The sequence below is a fragment of the Salegentibacter salinarum genome (genome assembly GCF_900168115.1).
Taxonomy (GTDB): domain Bacteria; phylum Bacteroidota; class Bacteroidia; order Flavobacteriales; family Flavobacteriaceae; genus Salegentibacter; species Salegentibacter salinarum.
On the sequence record NZ_FUZC01000005.1, the window covers coordinates 115,732 to 141,340 of the forward strand.

Here is a 25,609-nt window from a genome sequence, read left to right on the forward strand (position 1 = left end):
AAGGAATAAAAATTGGCTAGAGAGATTACCATAATAACCTCAATGACCATTAATTTTTTCATAAACACAAAAGTAAAATCAATCCATTTTATTTCTAAAAACGCTAAAAAAGGATGAAAAATAACCTTATATCTTTATTCTAATGTCACTTGTTTTATTATAATGAGGAAAACTTTCCAGATGGGTCTTTCTGCTTAAAAAATTTGCTAATTTTTTAAAACCCTTTTTGTCCCCAATGTTTAAAACAATCAGATCTTCACCTATACGGTCTTTAAAATATGACAGGACAAATTCGTTATGTTTTAAATATTCTTTATATAAAGCTTCAACATCCAGATGTTTCCCAAATTTTTTATATCCCCAATTTTTCATAGATTTCTTCCAGCTTTCCTCATCTCGAGTTAAATAAATGAATTTACTTCCGGGAAAGGTATAATCCAAAATTGGAATTAAATCAGTTTTCGACCAAGGCATATCATCAAAAGAGTCAAATTTAGAAGTGTAATCAATAATTTTGGATATATTTCGATTCTTTTTATAGTGTTTGAGATAAAGTGTATGATCAAAGGAACTATGATTATACCCAAGTATTTCTAAAGATTTCCCGAGCGTGGTCGTACCAGTCTTTTGAAAACCTATACAAAAAACTTTACTATTGTATTGAGGTTTTAAAGTTTTTAAAACTATTTTTTTTTTTATTTTAAGGTATTTTCTGTATATATATATAATAAATGATGACCGAGAGAGGAAGCGATAAACTGTATACTTATTCATAAACAAAAAACTAAGACATTATTCCGTGAAGTGTGTAAATTTTAAATAAATTATTTATTCTGATCCAGCCTTTATTTAAATAATCATTCCCGCCGCAACTGTTTCGTTAGTGTTTTCATCAATTAAAATAATACTCCCGGTGTTTCGATTATCTCTGTACGAATCCAGCATTAATCTTCTGGTCGTACGAATTTTCACTCTGGCGATGTCATTCATTTCTAAAGTAGCATCTTCACTATCCCGCTCAAAAGTGTTGATATTCATTTTATAAACCACCTCTTTTACCATTGCCCTTTCTTCATTTGAAGTGTGCATTATCGTATACTTAGCACGGGGTTTAATGGGGTCGTTATTTAACCAGCATAACATAACATCAAATTCCTGCTCCTGCTCAGGCTGATTGTTTTGTTTCACAATCATATTCCCCCGGCTTACATCAATGTCATCTTCAAGGGTAATGGAAACTGACATCGGAGCATAAGCTTCCTTAACTTCTTTTTCCCCGGCATTGATAGATTTGATTTTTGACTGAAATCCTGATGGCAATACAGCAACTTCATCTCCCACCCGGTAAATTCCGCTAGCGATTCGCCCGGCATAACCACGGTAATCCCTGAAATCTTCATTTTGAGGCCTTAAAACAGTTTGCACGGCAAAACGAGCATCTATTTTATTTATATCACTGCTAATATGAAGTTTTTCCAACGTGCTTAGCAAAGTTCCTTCCTGGTACCAATCCATATTTTTTGAACGGTTTACCACATTATCTCCCAATAGTGCACTAATAGGGATAAAGCGAACATCTTTCATCAAAAGTTTAGAAGAAAATTCTTCAAACTGTCCAATAATATTATTATAAACCTCCTCTGAATAATCTACCAGATCCATTTTATTGATACATACAATAAGATGCGGAATATTTAATAAAGAAGCGATAAAGGAATGCCGCTTAGTTTGTTCTATTACTCCGTGACGGGCATCAATTAAGATAACCGCGGCATTGGCGGTAGAAGCTCCCGTAACCATATTTCTGGTATACTGAATATGACCAGGAGTATCAGCGATAATAAATTTTCGCTTAGGTGTGGTAAAATACCGGTAGGCTACATCTATAGTAATTCCCTGTTCTCTTTCATCCTTTAATCCATCGGTAAAAAGTGCAAGATCTACCCCATCGTGCCCTTTTTTTGCACTGGTATTGCTTACAGACTCTAATTGATCTTCAAAAATAGATTTTGAGTCGAATAAAAGTCTACCGATTAAAGTACTTTTTCCATCATCTACACTACCGGCGGTTGTAAATCTTAAAAGTTGGTTGTTATTTATTTCCATGTTTCATTTTCTTTGTCTTACAGCGAAGCGATCTTTATTCTTTTCTCTTTAGGCGCAGCGGTCTATTTAAAAATATCCTTGTTTTTTTCTGTCTTCCATTGCCGTTTCGGAACGTTTATCATCAGACCGATCCCCTCGTTCTGTTTTACGCATTGCAGAAACTTCCAGTGCTATTTTTTCAAGGGTATCAGCATCAGATTCTATTCCGCCGGTAATAGTAATATCTCCAAGTGTTCTAAACCTGATTTTCTTTTTTTCAACTTTTTCACCCTCTTCCAGTTTTAGATATTCGGAAACGGGAATCCAGGAATTACTTCTAAAAACTACTTCTCGTTCGTGAGCATAGTACAGTGAAGGTATACTGATATTTTCTCTCTTTATATAATTCCACACATCCATTTCGGTCCAGTTGCTTATAGGAAATGCCCTAAAATGTTCCCCTTCAAAATGTTTTCCATTTAGCAAGTTCCAAAGTTCAGGTCGCTGATTTTTAGGATCCCACTGTCCAAAATCATCGCGGTGACTAAAAAAGCGTTCTTTAGCCCGTGCTTTTTCTTCATCACGTCTTCCTCCACCAATGGCGCAGTCTACTTTATTAGTTTCAATTGCGTCAAGTAAAGTGGTAATTTGAAGTGCATTTCGGGTAGCATTTTTACCTTTTTCTTCGGCTACTCTTCCCTGGTCTATTGAATCCTGTACAGAACCCACAATTAATTTTACGCCAAGCTTTTCAACCAAATCGTTTCGGAACTGGATGGTTTCAGGGAAATTATGCCCGGTATCTACATGCATTAATGCAAAAGGGATTTTGCTTGGGTAAAAAGCTTTTTTTGCTAAATGGGTTACCAGAATAGAATCTTTTCCTCCGGAAAACAGGATTACAGGATTCTCAAACTGCGCCCAAACCTCTCTTAATATATAGATGGCTTCCGACTCTAACTCGTCTAAATAATTTAAATAATATTTGCTCATGTTACTGAAATTTTCAGTTTATCTTCAAGGTGTAAAACTATCCTTTTTAATGCATCTTCCAAATTTTCTTCTTCTGTTTTTATTTCTAAATCAGGGTTTTCTGGCTTTTCATAAGGAGCATCAATCCCCGTAAAATTTTTAATTTCTCCCGCCCGGGCTTTTTTATACAATCCTTTTACATCTCTACGTTCACATTCATCCAGTGAAGTGTTCACAAAAACCTCTATAAAATTTTGTCTCCCGATAGTTTTTTTTAGGTATTCTCTATCCTTTTTTAAAGGTGAAATAAACGAAGCTATAACTACAGTCCCAGATTCTATAAAAAGTTTAGCTACTTCAGCTATTCTTCGCAGGTTCTCTTTTCGATCATCGGCTGAGAATCTCAAGTCTTTATTTAATCCAGATCTTATGTTATCACCATCTAGAGAAAAAGTTTTAATCCCGGTTTCAAATAATTTTTTTTCCACCAGGTTAGCGAGAGTAGATTTTCCTGATCCCGAGAGACCAGTAAACCATACCACAAAAGAATTATGACCATTCAATTTGTTTCGCTCCTCTTTATCAATATGAAAGTTTTGCGGGATTATATTTTCCATAATCAAAATTATTGATATACTATGTTTCTCTTTTTTCTCTTCGTCTTTTCTCTAAACCAAAATCTATTTTATACCAAGCTCTTTCGTGAAAATAATATAAAATCATTTTAGTAACTACTTCTGCCGCTCCAACTTGCAAGCCAATCATTGGATCTCCAGAGATAAGCCACGCTAAAATCATGGTATCTATAGTTCCTACAACCCGCCAGGTTACCGTTTTGGCGATATGCCGTTTCTTACTATCACCATTTTTAGTTACTCCTGCTCTAATTTTAAACCAAATTCTTTCGTGGACATAATAAAATAACATTTTAGTAACTACTTCTGCTAAACCAATTTGCATTCCCGTATAGGGATCTCCCGAAATTAACCAGGATAGCAAAATTGTATCTATGGTACCTATAATCCTCCAGGTTATGGATTTGGCAATATGTCGCTTATAACTCTTATCCAAGGTTGGATACTAAAAAATAATTATTTAGTAAGTTTTTGCGATTGTATTCCATAGACGTGCCTGTTTGTTTATCAATCACTTCCAACCCAACCGCATTACAGATAGCCTGGCCTGCAGCAGTATCCCACTCCATTGTAGGAGCATATCGGGGATAAACATCTGCTTTTCCTTCAGCAACGAGACAAAATTTCAAAGAACTTCCTTTTGAAACTATCTCCACTTCTTTGTTAAATTGAGTTTTTAAAATCTCAATATAGTCCAGTGTTGCCTGATTCATATGGGAGCGACTTCCGACAACCTTTATTTTTTCTCCAACGGACGTAGGATGAATTTCCCGAAAATCAGACTGTCGAAATTCAAATTTTTCCTCCTTAATAACACCTTTAAAACTTTTCTTATTCAGCACATCTCCAAAGTAAAGTTCGTTCTTGGCAGGGACATAGATTACCCCAAAGACAGGCTTATTATTATCTATAAGAGCTATATTCACAGTAAACTCGTCATTTTTTTTTATAAACTCTTTGGTGCCATCTAATGGATCTACAATCCAGCAATTCCTCCATTTCTTTCTTTCAGAAAAATCAAGCTGCTTATTCTCCTCACTGATAATAGGAATATCGGTTGGTAATAGGTATTTATTTATAATATCATTCGCTTTTTTATCAGCTATTGTTAAGGGTGAATCATCCTCCTTATTCTCAATCTGAAAATCATTATCATTATAAATTTCCATGATTTTTTTTCCACCTTCAATTGCTGCTGCTATAGCTATATTAAATATTTCTTTCATGCAAGACCTGAATTAACTTTAAAAAATGAGAGAATACTAACAGGTATATTATTAACTTCCTATAGCATAAAATTCAAACCCAATGGCCTCCTTTGTTTCTCTTTGCAATAATCTTCTCCCGTCAAACAGAAAAGCCGGTTTTAGCATTTCATCATATACTTTTTGCCAGTCTAAATCCTTAAACTCATCCCATTCCGTTAATATCGCTACGGCGTGAGAATCCTTTGTGGCTTCGTATGGGGTGTTAACCACTTTTGCCCTGGCGCGGTTTTCCTCAGAAGAACGGGAGTTCAGATAATCAAGATCTGTATAGATTTGCTCGGTGCTAACCTTAGGATCGTAAACCACAATTTCTGCCTGTTCGTTTAAGAGATAATCGGCCACATAAATTGCGGCAGATTCGCGGGTATCATTGGTATCCTTTTTAAAGGCCCATCCTAATAAGGCAATCTTCTTACCTGAAACTGTATTAAAAAGGGTTTGCACAATTTTTGCAGCAAATCTTCTCTTTTGATGATCATTCATTAGTATCACCTGTTCCCAATAATCAGCAACTTCATGTAATCCAAAAGATTTGGAAATATACACAAGATTTAAAATATCCTTCTGAAAACAAGAACCGCCAAAACCTACAGACGATTTTAAGAATTTTGATCCTATCCTGGAATCCATTCCAACGGCCTTTGATACTTCATTCACATCTGCTCCGGTTTTCTCGCATAATTCACTCATCGCATTAATACTTGAAACCCTTTGAGCTAAAAAAGCATTCGCCGTTAATTTAGAAAGTTCTGATGACCATACGTTAGTAGTTAATAACCTCTCCCGAGGCACCCAATGGGCGTAAACATCTACTAAAGCTTCTACAGCCTCCTTTCCTACAGGGGTCTCGATATCTCCACCTATAAGTACCCTATCAGGATTCATAAGATCATCAACCGCCGTTCCTTCAGCTAAAAACTCAGGATTGGAGAGAATCTGATAATTAACTCCGTTTCCGGTATTATCCAAAATATTCTTTAAAGCTTCTGCAGTACGAACCGGTAAAGTAGACTTCTCTACTACAATTTTATCATCTTTAGAAACCCTAGCGATTTGCCTCGCACAAAGTTCGATAAACTTAAGGTCGGCAGCCATACCTTTTCCTATACCATAGGTTTTGGTAGGGGTATTAACTGAAATAAATATCATATCAGCTTTATCAATCGCAGCATCAACATCGGTAGAAAAGAATAAATTTCTACCACGAGCTTCCTGAACCACCGCCGATAAGCCGGGTTCATAAATTGGGATATTTTCTACATCCTCATCATTCCAGGCTGCGATTCTTTGATCGTTGATATCTACAACGGTAACATTAATTTCCGGACATTTTTGAGCGATAACTGCCATTGTGGGTCCTCCTACGTAACCTGCGCCGATGCAGCAAATATTTTTTATTTTCATGTAAGTTAAGCTTCAATTTTATCCTTAACGGATTTAATAGATTATAATTAGTTTACCTAATCAGTTTTAGGATTTAAAATAATATCTAATTAAAGTTTTTTATCACACCTATCCCCAAGCACTCCTTTTACATCATAAATAACAGTATTTCCATTCTTCAATTGATCAAGGTCCATTTCAAGAAATTCACTATGCGCCACTGCTAAAACAACGGCATCATATTTCTCCCCTGGTAGCTCTCTTACCGTTTTTAGCCCGTATTCATGATTTACTTCTTCCGGATTCGCAAGCGGATCATAGATCGTAACATTAGTACCATATTCTTTAAGGTTCTTAATTACATCTACCACTTTAGTATTTCTAACATCCGGACAATTTTCTTTAAAGGTGATGCCCATTATAAGGATATTAGCACCTTTTACTTTCTGATCATTTTGCAACATTAATTTCACGACTTCTGAAGCTACATATTGCCCCATAGAATCGTTCATCCTCCTACCGGCTAGAATAATTTCGGGATGGTAACCAATCTCCTGGGCCTTTTGAGCAAGATAATATGGATCTACACCAATACAATGCCCACCAACCAAACCAGGTTTAAAGGGAAGGAAATTCCATTTTGTTGCCGCGGCTTCTAAAACATCCTGTGTATCTATCCCCATCATATTGAAAATCTTTGCCAACTCATTTACGAAAGCAATATTGATATCTCTTTGAGAATTCTCAATAACTTTTGCAGCTTCGGCAACTTTAATAGTGGGTGCTAAATGAGTGCCAGCGGTAATAACTTCGGCATAAAGTGCGTCAACCTTCTTTCCGATTTCCGGAGTAGAGCCTGCCGTTACTTTTAAGATCTTATCTACCGTATGTTCTTTGTCTCCCGGATTGATTCTTTCAGGTGAATAACCTACAAAGAAATCTTTGTTAAAAGTAAGTCCGCTATGCTTTTCCAGTACGGGTACGCACTCATCTTCGGTAACACCGGGATAAACAGTCGATTCGTAAATTACTATATCTCCTTTTTTCAGGACTTTAGCAACGGTTTCGCTACTTTTATAAAGCGGAGTAAGATCGGGGCGATTATTTTTATCTACCGGGGTTGGAACTGTAATAATATAATAATTACAATCTAAAATATCTTCTAAATCAGCCGAGCAAAATAAACCCTTGCCGTTTTTAAAGCCATCTTTCTGAACCAAAGCTGATTGAAGCACATCATCTTCTACCTCTAAAGTAGAATCATGCCCACTCATTAACTCTTTTACTCTTGCTTTATTTATATCAAACCCAATTACCGGATATTTAGTGGCGAATAATCTTGCCAAAGGTAATCCTACATATCCAAGGCCAATAACAGCTAATTTTTTATTTTTCATTACTAAAGTTTAATTCTTTTTCCAAAGATGGTAGACGAATTGAGGTTCTTGTGGAATCAACCCAAAACGTTCAAATACCTTTAATGCTTTTGTATTTAATTGTTGAGTTCCGCTATAAAAAAAATTACAGCCTCTCTCCTGGAGTACATACATCATAGCTCTTAATAACGCAAAGGAAATACCTTTGCCTTCAAATTCGGGATAAACTGCCAAAAGACCTCCAAATCCACTTTCCCCTTCTATTTTAAAAGTTATCATACCTACTATTTCGTTATCAATTTTATAAATTAAAACTGGTTCTTTATTTAACAAGGAATTTTCGATCCAACTTTTAAAAACACCTTCACAGGAACTTTTTGGAATTTTCTTATCCTTACCAAACCGCCCTTTTAAACCAGCCAAAACAGCAAGCTCCTTTAAAGATTCATTAACATTATCTTCATTATAAAAACTGATTTTAGGATGAAAATCAAATTTCCTATTTAATTTCATTATCAAAGGGATGCGCGTAACAATATGATCAAAAGAATAATGCTTATTAAATTTCAAAACATCAATTGGCTTACTAGAATAACAATAAATTAGGTGAACATTCTCTTGTTTTAAATGCCAAAAAAAATCTTCAGGATCTGTTGTTTTATTCTTAAAAACCTGCTCTTCTATTTTAGCGACTTTAAACCCAAAAAAATCAGAATCCCATTTTAATATTTCATAATTCCCCATCATCACTCTGCTACCTAAGATTCTCCCAATACCAAGCCACTGCTTCTTTTAAACCATCATCAATTCGATGGCTTGGCTCGTAACCCAATAATTCTTTAGCCTTCTCAACCGAAGCTAAAGAATGTGGAATATCCCCTGCTCTGTTAGACCCATGTTTTACTTCAACAGCCGAAATTTTAGTATCAAATTCAGAAAGATGTTTTTTCAGCAATTGAGTTAATTCAACTAAATTAGTTCTGTCTCCTACAGCTGTATTATAAATCTCATTTACCGCATCTTCATTTCCTGTGGTAAGAGCTAGTAAATTCATTTGAATTACATTGTCTATATAGGTGAAATCACGGGAATAAGTTCCGTCGCCATTAATCACCGGACTTTCATGTTTCATAAACTGCATCACAAACTTTGGAATAACAGCTGCATATGCTCCATTTGGGTCCTGTTTTCTTCCGAAAACATTAAAATATCTTAAACCAATAGTATCTAATTGATAAGCATCCTGAAAAATATCAGCATAGAGCTCATTTACATATTTGGTAATTGCGTAAGGAGACAGCGGTTTTCCGATTTCATTTTCAACTTTTGGTAGTTTTTGAGAATCTCCATAAGTGGAAGAACTCGCGGCGTATACAAAACGCTTTACTCCGGCATCCCGCGCCGCAACAAGCATATTTAAAAACCCGGAGATATTGACTTCATTACTGGTTATAGGATCGGCAAGCGAACGTGGCACGGAACCTAAAGCAGCCTCATGTAAAACATAATCCACCCCTTCACACGCTTTGTGACAAGTTTCGAGATTCCGTATATCTCCTTCTATTAACATAAAATTTTTGTGCCTTTTAAAAGCATCAAGATTATGTTTATATCCCGTAGCAAAGTTATCTAAACAAACCACCTCAGCATTTAAATTTATCAAGGTTTCACATAGGTTGGAACCTATAAAACCCGCGCCTCCGGTCACTAATATTTTTTTATTTTCTAATCTCTGTTGAAATTCAGTCATTTGAGAAATTAAATTACCTTTTTATCGGCCGCAAAGATAGAATTTCTTTATGAGGCTATTGCTAAAGAAACCTTAAAGCTTTAAAAACGTTAAGAATCCTTTTAACTTTGGTGAGATCAAATTTCATCCTTTTCCAGATACTTTATCTTTGACTAAGGTCTTCACCTTTTATAGAAAAGGTACGTGTTTGTACAATAAAAAAACCGGAAGTGTTTGGGATAAATTAATCCATGTAGAAAAAAGAAATGAAAAACTGAGAACAGTGAAAGGATTACCTGTCCAAAGCTACCTTATCAAACCCAACAAATACCTCCCATATTCACTTTTCTCTAATTCTGTAGCCAATTCTTGTAATTGATCTTTTCCTATATATTTTTTTCTAAAAGCGATTTCTTCAGGACAGGCAATTTTTAAGCCCTGTCTTTTTTCTATGGTTTGTACAAAATTAGAAGCTTCTAACATTGACTCGTGCGTACCGGTATCCAGCCAGGCATAGCCACGTCCCATAATCTCAACCTTTAATTCTTTCTGATTTAAATATTCTTGATTGATACTGGTAATTTCTAATTCTCCCCGGGCACTGGGCTCACATTTTTTTGCAATTTCTATGACTGAATTTGGGTAAAAGTAAAGTCCGGTTACCGCAAAATGACTTTTAGGTTTTTCAGGCTTTTCTTCAATACTAAGAGCATTCCCAGATGCATCAAAATCTACAACTCCATAACGCTTAGGATCATTTACATAATAACCAAATACAGTGGCCTGACCGGCTTCTTTGCAGTTTCTTACTGCATTTTCAAGCAGCCCGCTAAAACCCTGACCGTAAAAAATATTATCGCCTAAAACAAGGCATACATCATCATTTTCAATAAATTCTTCCCCTATAATAAAAGCTTCCGCTAATCCATTGGGTCTAGGCTGTTCAGCATAAGACAAATTTAATCCCCAGGCTTTTCCGTCACCCAATAGTTTCTGAAAATTAGGAAGGTCTTCAGGTGTAGAAATGATAAGAATCTCTCTGATACCGGCTAACATTAATACCGATAAAGGATAATAGATCATAGGTTTATCATAAACCGCCAGTAATTGTTTGGAAACGCTTTTGGTAAGTGGAAATAGGCGTGAACCAGTCCCCCCAGCTAAAATTATTCCTTTCATAAATACTGCTCTTTATAATATTCCTTATAACTTCCAGAAACTATAGCTTCTATCCATTGTGGGTTGTTTAAATACCAATCCACTGTTTTCATTAAACCCTCTTCGAAAGTAACTGAGGGTTCCCAGCCAAGTTCCTTATTAATTTTATTGGCATCAATGGCGTAACGTTTATCATGGCCCGGGCGATCTTTTATGAAAGTAATAAGTGCTTCAGATTCGCCTTTTCTTCTATCCAGTTTCCCATCCATAATTTTACATAGCAACTTTATTAGATCAATATTTTGCCATTCATTAAATCCGCCGATATTGTAGGTCTCTTTATTTTTACCTTTATGGAATACTAGATCTATCGCTGTGGCGTGGTCCATAACATATAACCAATCCCGTGTATATTTTCCGTCACCATAGACCGGCAAATCTTTATTCCCAATAATATTATTAATAAATAGCGGAATAAGTTTCTCCGGAAATTGATTAGGTCCGTAGTTATTAGAGCAATTAGAAATTATATAAGGTAAATTATATGTTTCTCCATAGGCTCTCACAAAATGATCTGAAGCGGCTTTAGACGCCGAATAAGGGGAGTTTGGTGCGTACGATGAAGTTTCAGTAAATAATCCTGTTTCTCCCAGGGTACCGTATACTTCGTCGGTACTTACATGGTAGAATAATTTACCTTCCAGGTTTTCTTTCCAAATTCCTAAGGCGGCTTCCATTAAATTCATGGTACCGGTAACATTGGTTTCCACGAATATTTTAGGATTGGAAATTGATCTGTCTACGTGCGATTCTGCTGCAAGATGAATTACACTATCAAATTTATATTCCTGGAATAGCGCTTTTATTTTATCAGCATCAGTGATATCGGCTTTTAGGAAATTATAATTTTCGGCATTCTCAATATCTTTAATGTTTTCAAGATTGCCGGCATAGGTTAAAGCATCTAAATTGAATATCTGATAATCGGGATACTTATTTACAAACAGTCGAATAACGTGAGAGCCGATAAAGCCCGCTCCACCGGTAATAAGAATATTTCTTTTCAAAGATTTCATTTAAAAAATATAGATTTCTTTTCAAAGATAGTTTTTCTAATCTCTTTTTAAACTTTCTTTAAACCTGTTTTTAATTCTCAACCTCAAAGCATTTGAATATCGAGTAAAGTTTAAAAATCTGTAGATTCTAAATGAATTAACTTCGTATTAATCGTTTTATTTATTGGCTGTTTTCCGGCGATGCGATTTTCTATTCTGTTGACTAACAAATCAACTGCTTCCTCGCCAATTTCCTCCGGAAATTGCTCTACATAACTTATAGATGGGGTTAAAAAACGCGCAACATCAGCATTTAAAAATCCAATAACCTTTAAGTCTCTGGGTATACTAATTTTATTCTCGTAAGCCAATCTATAAACCATCATCGTACTTACGAAATCGGTACATAAAACCGCTTCTACCTTATCCTCAACCAAAAGTTGCTGTGTCTTTTCCCTTAAGGTATCTGGTTTTGAAGAATTCGCTATGTAGAAATCTTCTTCGTTTTTCAATGCATTTCGATAACCGGTAATTCTGAGTTTACCAACGCCAAGATGATGTATAGAACTTGCAACCCCTATCTTTTTGATACCTTTTGTCTGTAACAAGCGTGTCGCTATTTCTAGACTTTGCTCATCGTCAACACCAATTTTATCTACCGCAAGATCTATATTGATTCTGTCATATAAGACCACCGGAATATCGTAATCTACCAGGTTAAAAAGATGATCATATTCCTTTTTACGTTGTGTTTCTTCTGAAATCGCTATAAGTACTCCATCTACAAAACCCGAGGTTAGCATTTCAGCAATTTGTTGTTCCCGTTCCAGTTTTTCATTAGAAATATAGGTGATAACCTGTAATCCGCTTTTCTGTGCCCTCGCCTCGATACCCAAAAGTACATTCGCAAAAAAGGTGTTTGAGATATTGGGAATAATCACTCCAATAGTTCCGCTTTTACTGCTTTTTAAATTTACCGCTACGGGGTTTGGGCGGTAATTATGTAATTTAGCAAGTTCTTTAACGCGCTCTGCTGTTTTGGGACTAATTTCAGGGCTATCGTGTAAAGCTTTTGAAACCGTAGAAACCGAAACATTAAGTAATTTTGCCAGTTCCTTTAAAGTGATCTTGTTTTTCATTTTGCTGAATTCTTAATAATGGAATACTTTTCCTTTATTTTATTTTAACGAAATCGCTAATTTGCAAATATCCAATAAATTCATGAGTTAAAGAAACCCCCACTTCATAAAATATTTTTTTGAAGTTAGAAAGGTTTATAAAAATATTATAAAATGTAGATATAATTATCAAAAACCGATTTATGATCGCATCATATTATAAATTTGTCCCTCATAATTTAATTTTCAATATATGAAATTCCGGAAATCTTATTGGCTTTATATAATTGCCGCTATTATTACTATTGTAGGCTTGGTAACCGGCTGGTATTTCTTTCTTTTATTAGTCTTTCCCCTCGGTTTTTTCAGCTTCGGAAATAATAAAAATGAAGAGAATAATTAATAGGCATTTAAGCTTTTAGATCAAAGATAGAAATTCGGCTAAAGCCTTTAAAAATAAGGCTTCATAAGGAGTTAAACTTATCCTAAACAGCATTTTTAATTTGCATATCAGGGGCTGTAAACGTAATTTAACATTATTAATCAATCAAACAATTTAAGATGAAAGATTACGGAACGCTTTCCCAGGCGATAAACAAATTAAAATTAGAAGAGGGTTATGAACACGATTTCAACCTTCTGGATGAGGAAATAGAACTTAAATCCAAAAAAGAAACCTTTGGAGTTGAAGATTTTGATGTAGATAAAGTACTTCGCTTTGAAGGAATGAGTAATCCAGACGATAATGCCATTCTCTATGCAATAACTACCTCTAAAGGTTACAAAGGAGTTTTGGTTGACGGCTACGGAATTTCCAGCGGCCAGGTTTCTAAAGAAATGATGGCAAAGCTGGATTTAAAGGATAATCGCCCCATAAATTAGGCTTCGTTAAACTTCTATTAAATCAGTCGATCTTGTTGGCTGATCATTCAAACTATTATATTTTTGTATTGAATTTTTAAAAACCATAAATTAAAACTATGAGCTATTTAGGACTCGATAAAGAAAAAACAAGCAAAACTGTAGACGAATTAAATGTTCTTCTGGCAGATTACCACTTATATTATCAAAAACTCAGAAATTTTCACTGGAATGTAATCGGAAAAAATTTCTTCGATCTACATGAGAAATTTGAAGAATTATACGATGATGCTAAATTGAAAGTTGATGAGATTGCTGAACGTATTCTTACTTTAAGATATACGCCAATTAGTAATTTAACCGATTATCTTAAAACTTCTAACCTAAAAGAATCTAAAGCAGATTTAACCGATTATGAAATGATCGAGACCCTGCTTAAAGATCACGGTACCTTATTGAAGCAAATGCGTTCTGTCGTGGAAACAGCAGATAAAGCAGGTGATGAAGGTACTATAGACCTTATTGGAGCTTACATAAGAGAGCTTGAAAAAACAAGTTGGATGTTAGATGCCTGGAAAATGAAAACTACAGACTCTCATAAGTCCAGCAAATAAATAAAGATTGGAAGACGAATTTAACCTTAGAGAATCCCTTGAAGGGATCACCGCAAAGTTAGTTAGTTGGCTTGATGCATTAATTCTAAATTTACCCAACTTCTTACTTGCAATCCTTGTTTTTATAATATTTATTTTTCTGGCCAAATATACCGGCCAGTTACTAAGTAAACTGCTGGGAAAACAGGTTAAACAAGATTCTATAAGACAAATAGCCGTTAAGGTGAGCAAGGCAATTGTGATCCTTATCGGTTTTTTTATTGCCCTCGGAATTTTAGATCTTAACAAAGTCCTTACATCCGTTCTTGCAGGTGCAGGTGTTGTTGGTTTAGCTATAGGTCTTGCCCTCCAGGGAACTTTAAACAATACATTTTCGGGAATTATTTTAAGTTTTTTACCCGAGCTTCAAATTGGCGATTGGATAGAAACTAATAGTTATGCGGGGGAAGTTACCGAAATAAATCTCCGCAATATTGTGGTAAAACAAGCTGATAATAATTATGTGATAATTCCCAATTCTAAAATTGTGGAAGAACCATTTAAGAATTTTTCCAGGACCAATCGTTCTCGAGTAATGCTAAATTGTGGTGTAGCCTATTCTTCTAACCTGGAAAAGGTAAAAGAAATAACTATTGAAACCATTTCAAAACATTTCCCATCCCGTGGAAATGAGCAGGTAGAATTTATGTTTACCGAATTTGGTGATAGTTCTATTAATTTTGTAATTAGATTTTGGGCTGATGCAACAAAAAATAGAGATCTATTAATTGCCCGCGACATCGCCATTATTGAAATTAAGAAGATTTTTGATAAAAATGGCATCAACATCCCATTCCCTATTCGAACTATCGACTTCTCTAATACTCTAAATATGAAGAAACCGGATTAATCCTGGAAGTTTAATTTCAGCGTCTATTCACTCTTTTTTTCAATTTCATTTACTCCAAACAACAATCTAAGGAAATAGATGAAGCTTTTAATTTCTCTATCATCCTACAACTATTTTTTTTCTTCGGAAAGTTCTAATTCCCTACTGAATTACTTTTTCTCGATAATCGAGATTTAAATGATGATCCCAGACGTTCCTGGCAAATTAAACCATTGTTCTCAAATAAATGCCACGGGAGCTTGATCTCAGGTAGTTTAACTAAACCTGGATTACTCTTTTCTTAGTTGAGTTAACACCTTCAGATATCAAGATCAGATAGCCGAGTTATAAATCTAAGAATTCACAAAACGGTAATGGAATTAAAAAAAGCTGCCGGGAAGAAATTTCCTGGCAGCTTTTTAGATTTTATTCTTTGAAATATTTCTAGAACTGGAATCCGAAGCCAAAGGCGAATCTATAGCCATCGTCACTTCTAAACAGGCTAAAGGTTCCGTTAACGGCTTCAGCGCTATTTACCCAGAAGCCAACACCGTAGCTGTCGTGCCATTGGTTACTGTCTTCAAAGTCGGCCCAAACCCTACCTAAATCATAACCTCCGAAAACCCCAATTTGTAAGGGTAAAAACCTGGTAGTAAATTGATCAAATCCATATCTAAGATCTGCACCGGTTGCAAACGCACTTTTACCAGCAAAACGTTGTAAACGGTATCCTCTCAATCCACTTTCGCCACCTAAATGAGCAGCCTGATAAAACTCATAGTCGTCACCCATATTTAAATGAGCCTGCACTCTTGTTTTTAGAACCAGTTTCCGGTTGGTGGTAAGGGCATTATAAAAACCCCAGTAAGGTTTAAAATATCCATAAACCTGATCGGGATCTGTGGTATTCATTTGGCCACCCAAATTCAGTTCAAACTTCATCCCCCTGCTTGGATTCAGGTTGTTATCATAACTTTCGTATCGATATAAAGCATCTAATCCTGCAAAATATTTTCTATCGAAGAACTCCGGATCATCTGTTTCAAATTCTTCAGTAATAAACCTTCCTTCTGTGGCTTCTACTTTATTGCCTTCAAAAGTGGCCATATATCTAAATAAACTACCAAAAGGCGTTGCATTTTCAAATCCCGCCTTTACTCCAAACCGACTTATTTTTACACGGTTGTAATCAAAATCTAAATCACCATCAAAATTTGGCGTTTGGTTTCCGAAGCCAAAAAAGTTTCTTGCAAAATTTGGGCTGGCATAATCGGCCCCAACTTTTAGGTTATAATTTCCAAGAATATTAGCAAATTCACCTTCGTAATAAAGATCAAAACCATTGGTGGCAAAATAATACCCTCCACCAAAGGTATGTTGTGCAGTAAATGGGTTTCGTTTAAAGGCGTTTTTGGTACTTACTACTTCAAGCCCAATTTTAAATCCGTCATCGGGGTTAAATCCAAAACCGGGTAAAATAGATCCTGTTGTAAAATTCTTTTTATCCTTATCATAAGTATTAATTTCATAATCATCGGTAAATCTAAACTTTGCACCACCCCCTTCTTCTATGGTATTCGGTTTAGATTTGTGATCGTAAATTTTAAGCCGGTTATTATTATTTATGGTGTAAATATCATTATTCTGACCACCAATTATTCTTAAGAAAATATAATTATCGCCTTCCCCATCTACCTGAATTTTATCATCATCATCCAGGGCATATAACCAAATTTCATCAGTATCTTCTTTATGATAAATTTTATCACTTAAAACATCAGCTCTTTCGCCTCCTTTGTTTCTGCTAATTTTAATCCGGGTTTTTCCATCTTTCATCCTGGTAACATCTACAAAATCGTCTTTATCTGTTCCCGTAACAATAGCTAAATCGGCAAAATGATCGTAATAACGCATTGCGATATCTACAATATTATCCCGTCGTGCTTTTACCTTTTTGATTAATTCTTTCGTAGTATCATCGTAAGTTTCAGACGGAAGTTTTGAAAAAGCTTCTTCAATAACCGCATCGGTCATATTTTCCTGAATGTATTCAGCTTGCTCTCTCCAGGTTTCTTTTCCCACATTTTGAAGCAGGGAACGATCTAAACCGGTTGCGGAAACATTGAACCATTCTACATCATTAATATCTTCACCGTAAACCGCAAATTGCGACGCAAAACCGGTTAGGGCTCGTAAAGTTCCAAAAAAGGCGCCATCAAAATTAGAAAACACCTGGTCTCTATCTCTTGGAATTGGTTCAAATAAACGGTTCCCTTCTTCATCTTCAATTTCGGCCCAGCGCCATTGATCCTGGTGTCTATCCCAATCGCCAATAAGCATATCAAATATCCTGGCTTTTACATAAGCCGGTTCATCTAAAGAGTATTTTTCGTCCCGACGCAGACGATCAAACATACCAGCGGTACTTTGAATATCGTGATTGGGAGATCCAAAACTCTCGACACCCAACCAGTGATCTTCGGGACGCTCTTCGATCATATAAATTGCATCTCCGTGCTCTTCGTTATATTTCCCTAATCTTGGTTGTTTGGGTAAATAATAAATTTCGGGATTTGTGTGGTGTACGCCTATAGCATCTGCCATAGTAGGGATAGCCAGAAATGCATATGGATGCGCCGCAGTATAAAAATCTGAAATTATATCTTCGGCTACAGTATTTTCCAATTGAGTTTCAATAGGCGTATTTTTAAAAGCAACCGTTTGTAAAAATTGAACGGCCTTCTTTTTAATTCTCCTGAAATTATATTCACGATCCAGACTATCTTTCATTCTAATAGAAATAGTTTGGTGACCACCACCGGCCCTCATTGGCGTTAAACCGCCGTAAAGTGTCTCGAGATCTGCTACTTCTAAAGTTATATCTGTTCCATATAGTTCTCGATATCGCTCACCCCAAACCGATCTATGCACAGATCCCTTATCGGTTTCATCTTCAGGATAAACCGAGGTGGTTATTGTTTCATCAAATTCCTGAGGAAATTCTGAAACATCAAATTCTTTGGGAGCTTCAAATATTTCTTTCTGAAATAATAGGTTGGGTTTGTTTTCTTTATTTCCATAAAAGCTAACCCAGGTTGAGCCATCTTTGAACACATCATAAACTGCAAAACCTTGTTCAGGGTAAGCAAAAACCCCATCGTTACTTAAAGTTGCATAAGTTGCTTTTGAAGTTGAACCTGAAACAATTTGTTTAATTTTTCCGTGTTCTATATACTGCAAAGAGTGCTCATGACCACTTACAAACATTAATCTGTCAGATTTTTGACCTAAGGTTTCCAGGCGTTTTACCAAAGATTTATAACGTTCGTTTTGCGCATCCTGAATTGAAACACCACCGGTTGTTCTAATTAAAGTGGCCAAGGATCCTAAAATTGGTACTGGAATTTTCTTTTGCGAAGGATAAATGTGTCGGTTAAAATTATACTGACCACCGTGAATTCCATTGGTAAATAAAGGGTGGTGAAGCGCTACAATAATATTTTTGTTCTGGCTTTTTTTAAATTCGGTTTCTATTTCAAGAAACATCGCTTCCCGGGTTTTAATTTCGGCACAATCGTCGTTTATCGTAGGACTTTTATCCCAGTCTTCAAGATACCACTGTGAGTCTATTACTATTAACGTGATTTCGTCACCAATATCCATAATTTCCAGACCGCAACCTGTTTTTGGGCTCCATAATAGATCTTCACCAAACTTTTCTTTTAAATATTTCTCTTCTCTTTCCAGACCATCAATCCGTTCATTATACCAATCGTGGTTACCGGGAATAAAAAGTACATTCCCATCATAATCTTCAATGGCATCTAACTGGGCATCTATTCTATACTCTGCAGCTTCTCTATCGGGATGGCCTTCTTCAGGCATTCCATCTGGATAAATATTATCGCCAAGGAAAATTGTATAATTATCTGATTGTTTTACAGAGTCTAAATAACTTTTAAAAGCGATAAGTCCTTCAGAACTCCCGCCTATTGGGGAATAACCACCATCTCCTAATAAGTAAAAAGACTTTTCAATTTCTTTATCATAGGGATATCCAAAATTAGAAGTAGCTTCTCCTTCACGGTATTTAGGATCTGATGAGACACACGAAAAAATCACTAACAGGGCAGTTAGTGACATAAAGATGTTAGTTTTTTTCATAAATGATATTGAACATTTTTTGTACTTTGGCGAAACAAAAACAAGCTAAAATATATGAATAATCTCATTGAGAAAGCAGATGATTTTGTTTTAAATCTTTTCAAAGAAAAATTACCGAACACGTACATATACCATAATTACAAGCATACAGAACGGGTGGTTAAAAGTACTAAAGAATTAATTGCCAATTCTGAAATTAATGTTAAACAAGAAGAGGCGCTGTTGCTTGCAGCCTGGCTCCATGACACTGGTTACACTCGCACTTTTAAGGGTCACGAAGATGAAAGTATAAAAATTGCCGAAGATTTTTTAAAACAGAACAATGCTACACCAGAGCTCATTGAAGATGTTCTAAATTATATAAATGCCACAAAATTTGACTCTAAACCGGAAAGCCTTCCGGAGAAAATTATAAAGGATGCAGACTCTTCTCATTTTGCTAAAGAATATTTTGAAGAAACCAGCGAACTTCTAAGGCAGGAGTTAGAACTTCATAATATCAAGAATTTTACTACCCGTGAGTGGATCCAGGAAAACATTCGGGTGTTCACCGAAAAGCATCAATTTTATACCGATTATGCTATTGAAGAATGGGAGCCGAAAAAGGAAGAAAACCTGTTAGAGCTTATTGGGGATAAGAATAAACAAGAAAAGAAATTAAAAAAAGAAGAAGCTAAAGCGCGCATGAAAGCGCGTTATAAAAATGATAATCCTGAAAGAAGTATTCAAACGCTTTTTAGGGTAACACTCAGGAATCACATAAAATTAAGTGATATTGCCGATACCAAGGCAAATATCTTGCTTTCGGTAAATGCGATTATTATTTCCCTGGCACTGGCTAATATGATTCCAAAATTAGATGCGGCCAGTAACAAACACCTACTTATTCCTACCCTCATCCTAATTTTGTTTAGTGTTGCTTCAATAATACTTTCGGTATTATCTACCAGGCCGCAAGTAACCAGTGGAGAATTCACAAAAGAACAGGTAAAAAACCGGGAAGTAAATCTTCTTTTCTTTGGAAACAGTCATAAAATGCCTTTTGAGCAGTTTAAATGGGGAATGAAGGAAATAATCAAGGATAAAGATTACGTCTACGAATCTTTAATGTTAGACCTTCATCTCCTGGGTAAAGTCTTACATAGAAAGTATAAAATTCTTAGAATAACTTATACAGTATTTATGATTGGGATTATTGTTTCGGTAATTGCTTTTGTAGGTGCTTTCTACTTAATGTAATTCTTCCATTAAATTTTCATAAGTAATAGTTCTATCGGGTTCATTGGTATCTGGCGTATATAAAACGTTTATCCGGATAGCTTTGAGCCCAACTACTCCCTGAACATCTTCCAGTTCCAGTAATTCAAGGTCTTCACCCAAATAATTCTTGGTTTGCAGGTATTTTATATACCTTAAATATTCCTTTTCGTCGCCTCGCTGGCTATATACAATAGCTATTTTTCCTTTTTGGGTAATGCGCTCTTCGGTTCCTTTTATAAAAGATTTATCTATTCGTTTTTTAATAATTTCATAGCGCGCATTATAAGTTCCATCTACATCAAATTTCTTTTCATCCATTCTGTACCTAATAGACATAGTAGAATTATAAACCAGGATTAACGAAGCCGCATCAAGTTTAATTGGCGTGGTTTGCTGCAATTGATAAAATCGGTTTTCCATTTCACACATGGTGCTCAATTGCCAGAGTCTTAGGTTGTATAAATACACCTTATTAAAAGGCCTGTCTTTAACCATAGAAGCACCAATATAAATATTGTGGTCTACACCATCGGTTTTGTAGCGTTCAAAGTAATGCGGATAAATCTTTTGTGCGGCAATTTGTTTTCTGTCTAAAAATCGAGACATGGTGCGGTTAATTTGCTGCACAGTTTCATCGTATTTTTTGCGATGGTCGTAAATAATACCGGTTTCAGGATTTAGCTGATTTTGATATTCTTCAACTGCTTTTTTTAATTCTGAAGATTGCTTGCTTAAATGGCTCATAATAGGATTTACCTCCTTCTGAAGCAAATTAAACACCTTCTGTTCACTGGAAGCATTCAGGCTACTTTCCAGCTCTTCCATAAAATCGGAAATTCTAAATTTCACCTGTTCGTAAATAGGAAGTTCTTCTATGTTATAAGCTTTATCAATTATAGATTGAATTATTTTTAATTGATGAAGCAAATCTTTTTGAATGGCATCATTTCTCGCATCAGAAGAGGCCACGACATCGATTTGCCCGTATAAAGGATAAATATCCTTAAAAACGATATCCTTAAACGAGGCCAGCCCGTCATCATCATAATCTTTTATATACTTCTTAGCTTCTTTTTCAAAAACCCAGAGTACACTGGGGTGTATAGATGTACATTCACTCTGGATTACGGCTTTCACCCTATTTTCAAAATCGCTACGATTTCTATCTACCGCTGTAGCGATGTAAGGCAGAATTTCATCTAACTTTATGGTGTTAATACTGTTAAGCTGATTTTTCTCCTTCGCCACCAATTCCAAGATCCCCAGTAGGCGATTATTTTTAACCACCGGCGCCAGAATACAACTTTTTACGTCCCCTTCTTTTAACCTCCGGGAAAGTATATTATTTTCGGTTTTTTTGGCATATTCATCTACGTTGGCAATGCTAAAAAAACTGTGATTTTTGAAGATATTGTTGAAACCTTCTTCGCAAACTCCCTCTCTACATTCACCCACCAATTCGTCATTTAAAATATAACTATTGGCTTCTTTATATTCCATCTTTTCGAACATTTCGTCCTGCGGATTATAAATGGTAAAACCTACCCGAAGGTCCGGGATTTTGTAAATAGACCTAAAGATCTCTTCCAATTTCTGAAGTTCATCTTTTTCTGAAGATTTCTCGAAAAGCAAAGCAGTTTTTAATTCAGATATAGCATCATCCATTGTAACATCAGTAAGGTTTACAATGGTAAACCCTTTAAACACCCAACTATTTGGGGGGAATTTTTTACGCCATAAATCTATATCTTCAACATTTTGAAGCAATTCATCTACATCTTCATCAGTAATCTTCTTAGCATTTTCTTTGGGATAGATATCTATAAAATCTCCGTTTAAAGCAATGCGATACCGTCTTACTATACCCTGTTCATCGGGTATATCAAAATATAAGGGCCGGGAATAATCTATTTTATAACCGTAATAATCGTTTAAAATATTAATGCACTCCTGCACATACACCGTTTTGTTATCAAGGTTTCTAATTTCGAGTGCAAAATCATCTGGAGTAGCCTCCATAATTTTTTTTAAACGCTTAGATCTATTAAACAGGAAATTTTGAAAGGGTATGGAAGCTGCCTTAATTTCGTTATTGGTAAGTACATTGGGGAAAAGATCGTCCAGTAAAACCCTTACCGGCTCTTTATAATTTTTTAATTCTTCAAAATCTTTAATTCCTTCAGTTAAAGCAGGAAAGGCTTCTACATGCTCCAGAATACTTTTTATATAATTTCGGGAAATTTCATTTTCTTCACATTCCAGCTGTTTTTTATACTGCTCAACAACTTTATGAAAACTAATTTGAATCTCAAAAGGTAAATTTTGTTTCTGTTCTTTCATAAATAAGTAATATCAGTTAAAATTACATATTCCGCAATGCTTACAAACCTACTGTATTTAAATTAACAATTTTTTATATTATATGGAAGGTATTGCCATCCCAGATGCTTATTTTTGCTTTAAACAAATCAAATTTTATGCGTAAAATTATAGTAATGCTGGCGGTTGCAACCGTATTTGCCTCCTGCCAGGAAGATAAAGGATATTTTATTTCGGGAAGTGTTCCAGACATGGAAAACGGGAAGATGGTCTATGTTTCTGAAATTGACGAAAACACCAATCGTCCTAAAAGAATTGATTCTACCACGCTGGAAGATGGTGAATTTGAGTTAGATCTTGAAGATCCTGAAACTCCAAATTTAAGTTTTCTTGAATTTGAAGGCCTACAGGGTAATGTGATTTATATTGCTGAAAATGAAAAAATAAACTTCAAAGTTTATAAAGATAGCCTGAGAACTTCTGAAGTAAACGGCGGAAAAGAAAACCGTTTATTATATGACTATTTAGGTCATCTTAAAAATGTGAATGAAGAGGTAACAAAAGGTCGTTCCGAAATGCAATCGGCTTTTCAGGAACAAGACAGTACTAAACTTGCTACGCTTCAGGAAACTGAAACTGAAATAATAGATAACGACAAAGTATATAAGAAAAAGATCGTTAAAGAAAATCCCGATTCATTTGTTTCTATAATGGTGATTAGCGATATGCTTAGAATGAAATCGTACCCGGCAAATGAAATAAAAGAGATGTTTGACGGACTTTCTGAAGAGGTGAAAAATACTGCAATTGGAAAGCAAATTGCTCAAAACCTTGAAAAGGAAAATAAGGTAGCGGTGGGTAGCAAAGCTCCTAACTTTACTGCTCCTACTCCGGATGGCGACGAACTTTCTTTAAAAGAAGCAATGGGAAAAGTAACGGTTATTGATTTTTGGGCAGCCTGGTGTAAACCCTGTCGTGTAGAAAATCCTAACCTAGTTAGAACTTATAATAAATACAAAGACGATGGTTTAAGCGTTATTGGTGTTTCTTTAGACCGTCCCGGCCAAAAAGACCGCTGGATACAAGCTATCGAAGAAGATGGATTGCCATGGCACCAGGTTTCTAATCTTAAATTCTGGCAGGATCCTGTTGCTCAACTCTACCGCATTCAAGCCATTCCCGCAGCTTTTGTTCTGGATGAGAAAGGAACAATTGTAGCAAGAGATCTAAGAGGTGACGATTTAGATAATAAAATTGGAGAGTTACTTAATAAAGGATAATATTTTCAGTTTTTAACTCAAAAAAAGCGCCCTAGTGGCGCTTTTTTATTTAGCAGTTTATTGCCATTTTATTCCATAAGTAACTGAAAAGCTACATTTACTTCTATACTTATTTCCATTTCCCCGGGAGCAATAGTTTCTTGGTTTGAAGCCTGGTCTGAAGAAGCTTTCATTTCCATAGCGCGGTATACGGGTTGATTATTATTACTACTTCCTTCGCTAATTTTAAAAGCTTTTCCTACTGTTTGTCCTAAAGGTTCAGCAAGAGCTTCAGCTTTTTCTTTTGCATTTAATACGGCTTTTCTTCTGGCTTCAGCCTTATGCTTATCAATTTCTGAAGATTCAAATTCAATTCCGTTTATTCCGTTGAGACCATTTTCCAGCAAACCTTTCATAATAGATTCATATTTACTGATATCTTCCAACGTAATTGAAATTGCCTGATTAGCTACATAAGTGTATGTTTTATCATTATAATTATATCGTTTGTTCAAATTGATATAATTAGTATTGATATTTTTTTCAGCTATTCCTTCAGATTTTAAATATTTAATCACTTTATCTACCACTTCATCGTTTTGAGATTTTACAGAGGTAGCACTTTGGCCTTCGTGTTCAATTTGGGATTTTATAGTCACTTTATCGGGCGCTACTTTTACCACTCCTTCACCTGTAACATGAATTCCGGTATTGTTGTTTTCAGTTTGAGCTTGCATTCCAAAGCCGGTAACCACGGCAATAAGTAAAATTAATTTTTTCATAGGTGATTTTATATTAGTTGATAATCACTAATACAAGAAGAGTACCAAATTAGATTTTTCCCATTTTTTGAAGCACAAATAAGAAAACTATGGGAAGAGCCAGTAATAAAACCATTAGTAAATGCTCTTCAAAAACCCAACTGGCCAGTAAAAGGGTTAATAAATAGCCGCCAACCGCACCGCCAAAATGGGCATCGTGACCAATATTGCCCACCTGGCGTTTCATACCGTAAATTGTATAAAACAAATAGCCTATCCCAAAAATATAAGCCGGTATAGGAATAATGAAGAATAAGCCCAGCATCATATCTGGTCTTAACAGGATGGCCGAATACAACACGCCCATCACCGCACCACTTGCTCCAACCGCAGTATAATGCATGTCTTTTTTATGAAAATAATAAGACAGTAAATTGCCTAAAACCAAACTCGCGAGGTAAACAATTATAAAGCCTACTGTTCCCAGAAAAAAGATCACTGAATTGGCGAAAAAATAAAGCGTCAGCATATTTACCAAAAGATGCGTGGTATTTACGTGTAAAAATCCCGAAGTCAGGATTTGATATTTAGCACCGCGATTTATATCGGCAATGTTAAATTTATATTTCTGAAAAAAAGAATCGTCTTTAAATCCTTTGAATGAAACCAATACATTTACACCAATAATTATAAGGGTAACCAGGTTTAATTCTCCCATAGTAGC

Annotated in this window: 23 protein-coding genes; 6 read left to right on the forward strand and 17 right to left on the reverse strand. The window is 35.4% G+C overall.

The features are described from left to right. Positions 1-126 precede the first annotated feature (126 nt). The 13 genes from B5X53_RS07865 to B5X53_RS07925 form a co-directional block, all read right to left on the reverse strand. Positions 127-774, reverse strand: coding sequence for a sulfotransferase (locus B5X53_RS07865; RefSeq protein ID WP_079712690.1), 648 nt, complete (start codon positions 772-774; stop codon positions 127-129). Between the two features lie 75 nt (positions 775-849). After that, positions 850-2,106, reverse strand: coding sequence for a sulfate adenylyltransferase subunit 1 (locus B5X53_RS07870; protein WP_079712691.1), 1,257 nt, complete (start codon positions 2,104-2,106; stop codon positions 850-852). A 66-nt stretch (positions 2,107-2,172) separates the two neighbouring features. Next, positions 2,173-3,078, reverse strand: a complete 906-nt coding sequence (gene cysD, locus B5X53_RS07875; RefSeq protein ID WP_079712692.1) for a sulfate adenylyltransferase subunit CysD — start codon at positions 3,076-3,078, stop codon at positions 2,173-2,175. Further along, a complete protein-coding gene (gene cysC, locus B5X53_RS07880) occupies positions 3,075-3,674 on the reverse strand; it encodes an adenylyl-sulfate kinase (protein ID WP_317042315.1) in 600 nt (199 codons plus the stop codon). Before cysC ends, cysD begins: the two co-directional genes overlap by 4 nt. Positions 3,675-3,693: 19 nt before the next feature. Further along, positions 3,694-4,128 (reverse strand): DUF2061 domain-containing protein, encoded by a 435-nt coding sequence (locus B5X53_RS07885; RefSeq protein ID WP_079712693.1) that lies wholly within the window; start codon positions 4,126-4,128, stop codon positions 3,694-3,696. Then, positions 4,121-4,918, reverse strand: coding sequence for a 3'(2'),5'-bisphosphate nucleotidase CysQ (gene cysQ, locus B5X53_RS07890; protein ID WP_079712694.1), 798 nt, complete (start codon positions 4,916-4,918; stop codon positions 4,121-4,123). Before cysQ ends, B5X53_RS07885 begins: the two co-directional genes overlap by 8 nt. 51 nt (positions 4,919-4,969) lie before the next feature. Further along, complete coding sequence (locus B5X53_RS07895; RefSeq protein ID WP_079712695.1) at positions 4,970-6,364, reverse strand: UDP-glucose 6-dehydrogenase; 1,395 nt, start codon at positions 6,362-6,364, stop codon at positions 4,970-4,972. An 89-nt stretch (positions 6,365-6,453) separates the two neighbouring features. Continuing rightward, entirely contained in the window at positions 6,454-7,740 is a 1,287-nt protein-coding gene (locus tag B5X53_RS07900; RefSeq protein WP_079712696.1) for a nucleotide sugar dehydrogenase, read from the reverse strand. A 9-nt stretch (positions 7,741-7,749) separates the two neighbouring features. After that, positions 7,750-8,466 (reverse strand): GNAT family N-acetyltransferase, encoded by a 717-nt coding sequence (locus B5X53_RS07905; protein ID WP_079712697.1) that lies wholly within the window; start codon positions 8,464-8,466, stop codon positions 7,750-7,752. 7 nt (positions 8,467-8,473) lie between these two features. Beyond that, on the reverse strand, positions 8,474-9,469 hold the full coding sequence (locus tag B5X53_RS07910; protein WP_079712698.1) for an SDR family oxidoreductase: 996 nt from the start codon (positions 9,467-9,469) through the stop codon (positions 8,474-8,476). A 285-nt stretch (positions 9,470-9,754) separates the two neighbouring features. Then, the gene (rfbA, locus tag B5X53_RS07915) at positions 9,755-10,627 is read right to left on the reverse strand and encodes a glucose-1-phosphate thymidylyltransferase RfbA (protein ID WP_079712699.1); all 873 of its coding nucleotides are present in this window, start codon (positions 10,625-10,627) and stop codon (positions 9,755-9,757) included. After that, the gene (rfbB, locus tag B5X53_RS07920) at positions 10,624-11,673 is read right to left on the reverse strand and encodes a dTDP-glucose 4,6-dehydratase (RefSeq protein ID WP_232764149.1); all 1,050 of its coding nucleotides are present in this window, start codon (positions 11,671-11,673) and stop codon (positions 10,624-10,626) included. The genes rfbA and rfbB overlap by 4 nt, the downstream gene beginning before the upstream one ends. A 119-nt stretch (positions 11,674-11,792) precedes the next feature. Next, positions 11,793-12,800, reverse strand: coding sequence for a LacI family DNA-binding transcriptional regulator (locus tag B5X53_RS07925; RefSeq protein WP_079712701.1), 1,008 nt, complete (start codon positions 12,798-12,800; stop codon positions 11,793-11,795). A 232-nt stretch (positions 12,801-13,032) separates the two neighbouring features. Here B5X53_RS07925 and B5X53_RS19155 point away from each other — a divergent pair, with 232 nt between their 5' ends. The 4 genes from B5X53_RS19155 to B5X53_RS07940 all read left to right on the forward strand — a co-directional run bounded on the left by B5X53_RS19155 (position 13,033) and on the right by B5X53_RS07940 (position 15,143). Beyond that, complete coding sequence (locus tag B5X53_RS19155) at positions 13,033-13,182, forward strand: hypothetical protein (protein ID WP_198550772.1); 150 nt, start codon at positions 13,033-13,035, stop codon at positions 13,180-13,182. A gap of 158 nt (positions 13,183-13,340) precedes the next feature. After that, positions 13,341-13,661 carry a phosphoribosylpyrophosphate synthetase gene (locus tag B5X53_RS07930; RefSeq protein ID WP_079712702.1) on the forward strand — a complete coding sequence of 107 codons (321 nt, stop codon included), beginning with the start codon at positions 13,341-13,343 and terminating at the stop codon, positions 13,659-13,661. A 98-nt stretch (positions 13,662-13,759) separates the two neighbouring features. Continuing rightward, on the forward strand, positions 13,760-14,254 hold the full coding sequence (locus B5X53_RS07935) for a Dps family protein (protein WP_079712703.1): 495 nt from the start codon (positions 13,760-13,762) through the stop codon (positions 14,252-14,254). Positions 14,255-14,261: 7 nt separating this feature from the next. Further along, entirely contained in the window at positions 14,262-15,143 is an 882-nt protein-coding gene (locus B5X53_RS07940; RefSeq protein ID WP_079712704.1) for a mechanosensitive ion channel family protein, read from the forward strand. Between the two features lie 423 nt (positions 15,144-15,566). Here the strand turns inward: B5X53_RS07940 and B5X53_RS07945 are convergent, their stop codons facing one another. Beyond that, positions 15,567-19,286: a metallophosphoesterase gene (locus B5X53_RS07945; protein WP_079712705.1), complete on the reverse strand. Its 3,720-nt coding sequence runs from the start codon at positions 19,284-19,286 to the stop codon at positions 15,567-15,569. Between the two features lie 54 nt (positions 19,287-19,340). Here B5X53_RS07945 and B5X53_RS07950 point away from each other — a divergent pair, with 54 nt between their 5' ends. Then, on the forward strand, positions 19,341-20,525 hold the full coding sequence (locus tag B5X53_RS07950; protein WP_079712706.1) for a Pycsar system effector family protein: 1,185 nt from the start codon (positions 19,341-19,343) through the stop codon (positions 20,523-20,525). Here the strand turns inward: B5X53_RS07950 and B5X53_RS07955 are convergent. Continuing rightward, the gene (locus B5X53_RS07955; protein WP_079712707.1) at positions 20,517-22,886 is read right to left on the reverse strand and encodes a GAF domain-containing protein; all 2,370 of its coding nucleotides are present in this window, start codon (positions 22,884-22,886) and stop codon (positions 20,517-20,519) included. The two genes, B5X53_RS07950 and B5X53_RS07955, sit on opposite strands and share 9 nt — an antisense overlap. 137 nt (positions 22,887-23,023) lie before the next feature. Between B5X53_RS07955 and B5X53_RS07960 the strand changes: the two genes are divergently transcribed. After that, entirely contained in the window at positions 23,024-24,145 is a 1,122-nt protein-coding gene (locus tag B5X53_RS07960; protein WP_079712829.1) for a TlpA disulfide reductase family protein, read from the forward strand. A gap of 68 nt (positions 24,146-24,213) precedes the next feature. On the opposite strand, the gene B5X53_RS07965 is transcribed toward B5X53_RS07960, so the two are convergent. Next, positions 24,214-24,906: an SIMPL domain-containing protein gene (locus B5X53_RS07965; protein ID WP_079712708.1), complete on the reverse strand. Its 693-nt coding sequence runs from the start codon at positions 24,904-24,906 to the stop codon at positions 24,214-24,216. Positions 24,907-24,955: 49 nt separating this feature from the next. After that, complete coding sequence (locus tag B5X53_RS07970) at positions 24,956-25,603, reverse strand: rhomboid family intramembrane serine protease (RefSeq protein WP_079712709.1); 648 nt, start codon at positions 25,601-25,603, stop codon at positions 24,956-24,958. Positions 25,604-25,609 lie beyond the last annotated feature (6 nt).

What these genes read in the sequence shown, in the direction of transcription:
- B5X53_RS07925 (WP_079712701.1), bottom strand. Translation starts at nt 12,800, where the DNA reads ATGAAAAACAAGATCACTTTAAAGGAACTGGCAAAATTACTTAATGTT.
- B5X53_RS07945 (WP_079712705.1), bottom strand. Translation starts at nt 19,286, where the DNA reads ATGAAAAAAACTAACATCTTTATGTCACTAACTGCCCTGTTAGTGATT.
- B5X53_RS07900 (WP_079712696.1), bottom strand. Translation starts at nt 7,740, where the DNA reads ATGAAAAATAAAAAATTAGCTGTTATTGGCCTTGGATATGTAGGATTA.
- B5X53_RS07895 (WP_079712695.1), bottom strand. Translation starts at nt 6,364, where the DNA reads ATGAAAATAAAAAATATTTGCTGCATCGGCGCAGGTTACGTAGGAGGA.
- B5X53_RS07955 (WP_079712707.1), bottom strand. Translation starts at nt 22,886, where the DNA reads ATGAAAGAACAGAAACAAAATTTACCTTTTGAGATTCAAATTAGTTTT.
- cysD (WP_079712692.1), bottom strand. Translation starts at nt 3,078, where the DNA reads ATGAGCAAATATTATTTAAATTATTTAGACGAGTTAGAGTCGGAAGCC.
- B5X53_RS07870 (WP_079712691.1), bottom strand. Translation starts at nt 2,106, where the DNA reads ATGGAAATAAATAACAACCAACTTTTAAGATTTACAACCGCCGGTAGT.
- B5X53_RS07930 (WP_079712702.1), top strand. Translation starts at nt 13,341, where the DNA reads ATGAAAGATTACGGAACGCTTTCCCAGGCGATAAACAAATTAAAATTA.
- B5X53_RS07950 (WP_079712706.1), top strand. Translation starts at nt 19,341, where the DNA reads ATGAATAATCTCATTGAGAAAGCAGATGATTTTGTTTTAAATCTTTTC.
- B5X53_RS07935 (WP_079712703.1), top strand. Translation starts at nt 13,760, where the DNA reads ATGAGCTATTTAGGACTCGATAAAGAAAAAACAAGCAAAACTGTAGAC.
- rfbA (WP_079712699.1), bottom strand. Translation starts at nt 10,627, where the DNA reads ATGAAAGGAATAATTTTAGCTGGGGGGACTGGTTCACGCCTATTTCCA.
- B5X53_RS07960 (WP_079712829.1), top strand. Translation starts at nt 23,024, where the DNA reads ATGCGTAAAATTATAGTAATGCTGGCGGTTGCAACCGTATTTGCCTCC.
- B5X53_RS07970 (WP_079712709.1), bottom strand. Translation starts at nt 25,603, where the DNA reads ATGGGAGAATTAAACCTGGTTACCCTTATAATTATTGGTGTAAATGTA.
- cysQ (WP_079712694.1), bottom strand. Translation starts at nt 4,918, where the DNA reads ATGAAAGAAATATTTAATATAGCTATAGCAGCAGCAATTGAAGGTGGA.
- B5X53_RS07910 (WP_079712698.1), bottom strand. Translation starts at nt 9,469, where the DNA reads ATGACTGAATTTCAACAGAGATTAGAAAATAAAAAAATATTAGTGACC.
- B5X53_RS07865 (WP_079712690.1), bottom strand. Translation starts at nt 774, where the DNA reads ATGAATAAGTATACAGTTTATCGCTTCCTCTCTCGGTCATCATTTATT.
- B5X53_RS07905 (WP_079712697.1), bottom strand. Translation starts at nt 8,466, where the DNA reads ATGATGGGGAATTATGAAATATTAAAATGGGATTCTGATTTTTTTGGG.
- B5X53_RS19155 (WP_198550772.1), top strand. Translation starts at nt 13,033, where the DNA reads ATGAAATTCCGGAAATCTTATTGGCTTTATATAATTGCCGCTATTATT.
- cysC (WP_317042315.1), bottom strand. Translation starts at nt 3,674, where the DNA reads ATGGAAAATATAATCCCGCAAAACTTTCATATTGATAAAGAGGAGCGA.
- B5X53_RS07965 (WP_079712708.1), bottom strand. Translation starts at nt 24,906, where the DNA reads ATGAAAAAATTAATTTTACTTATTGCCGTGGTTACCGGCTTTGGAATG.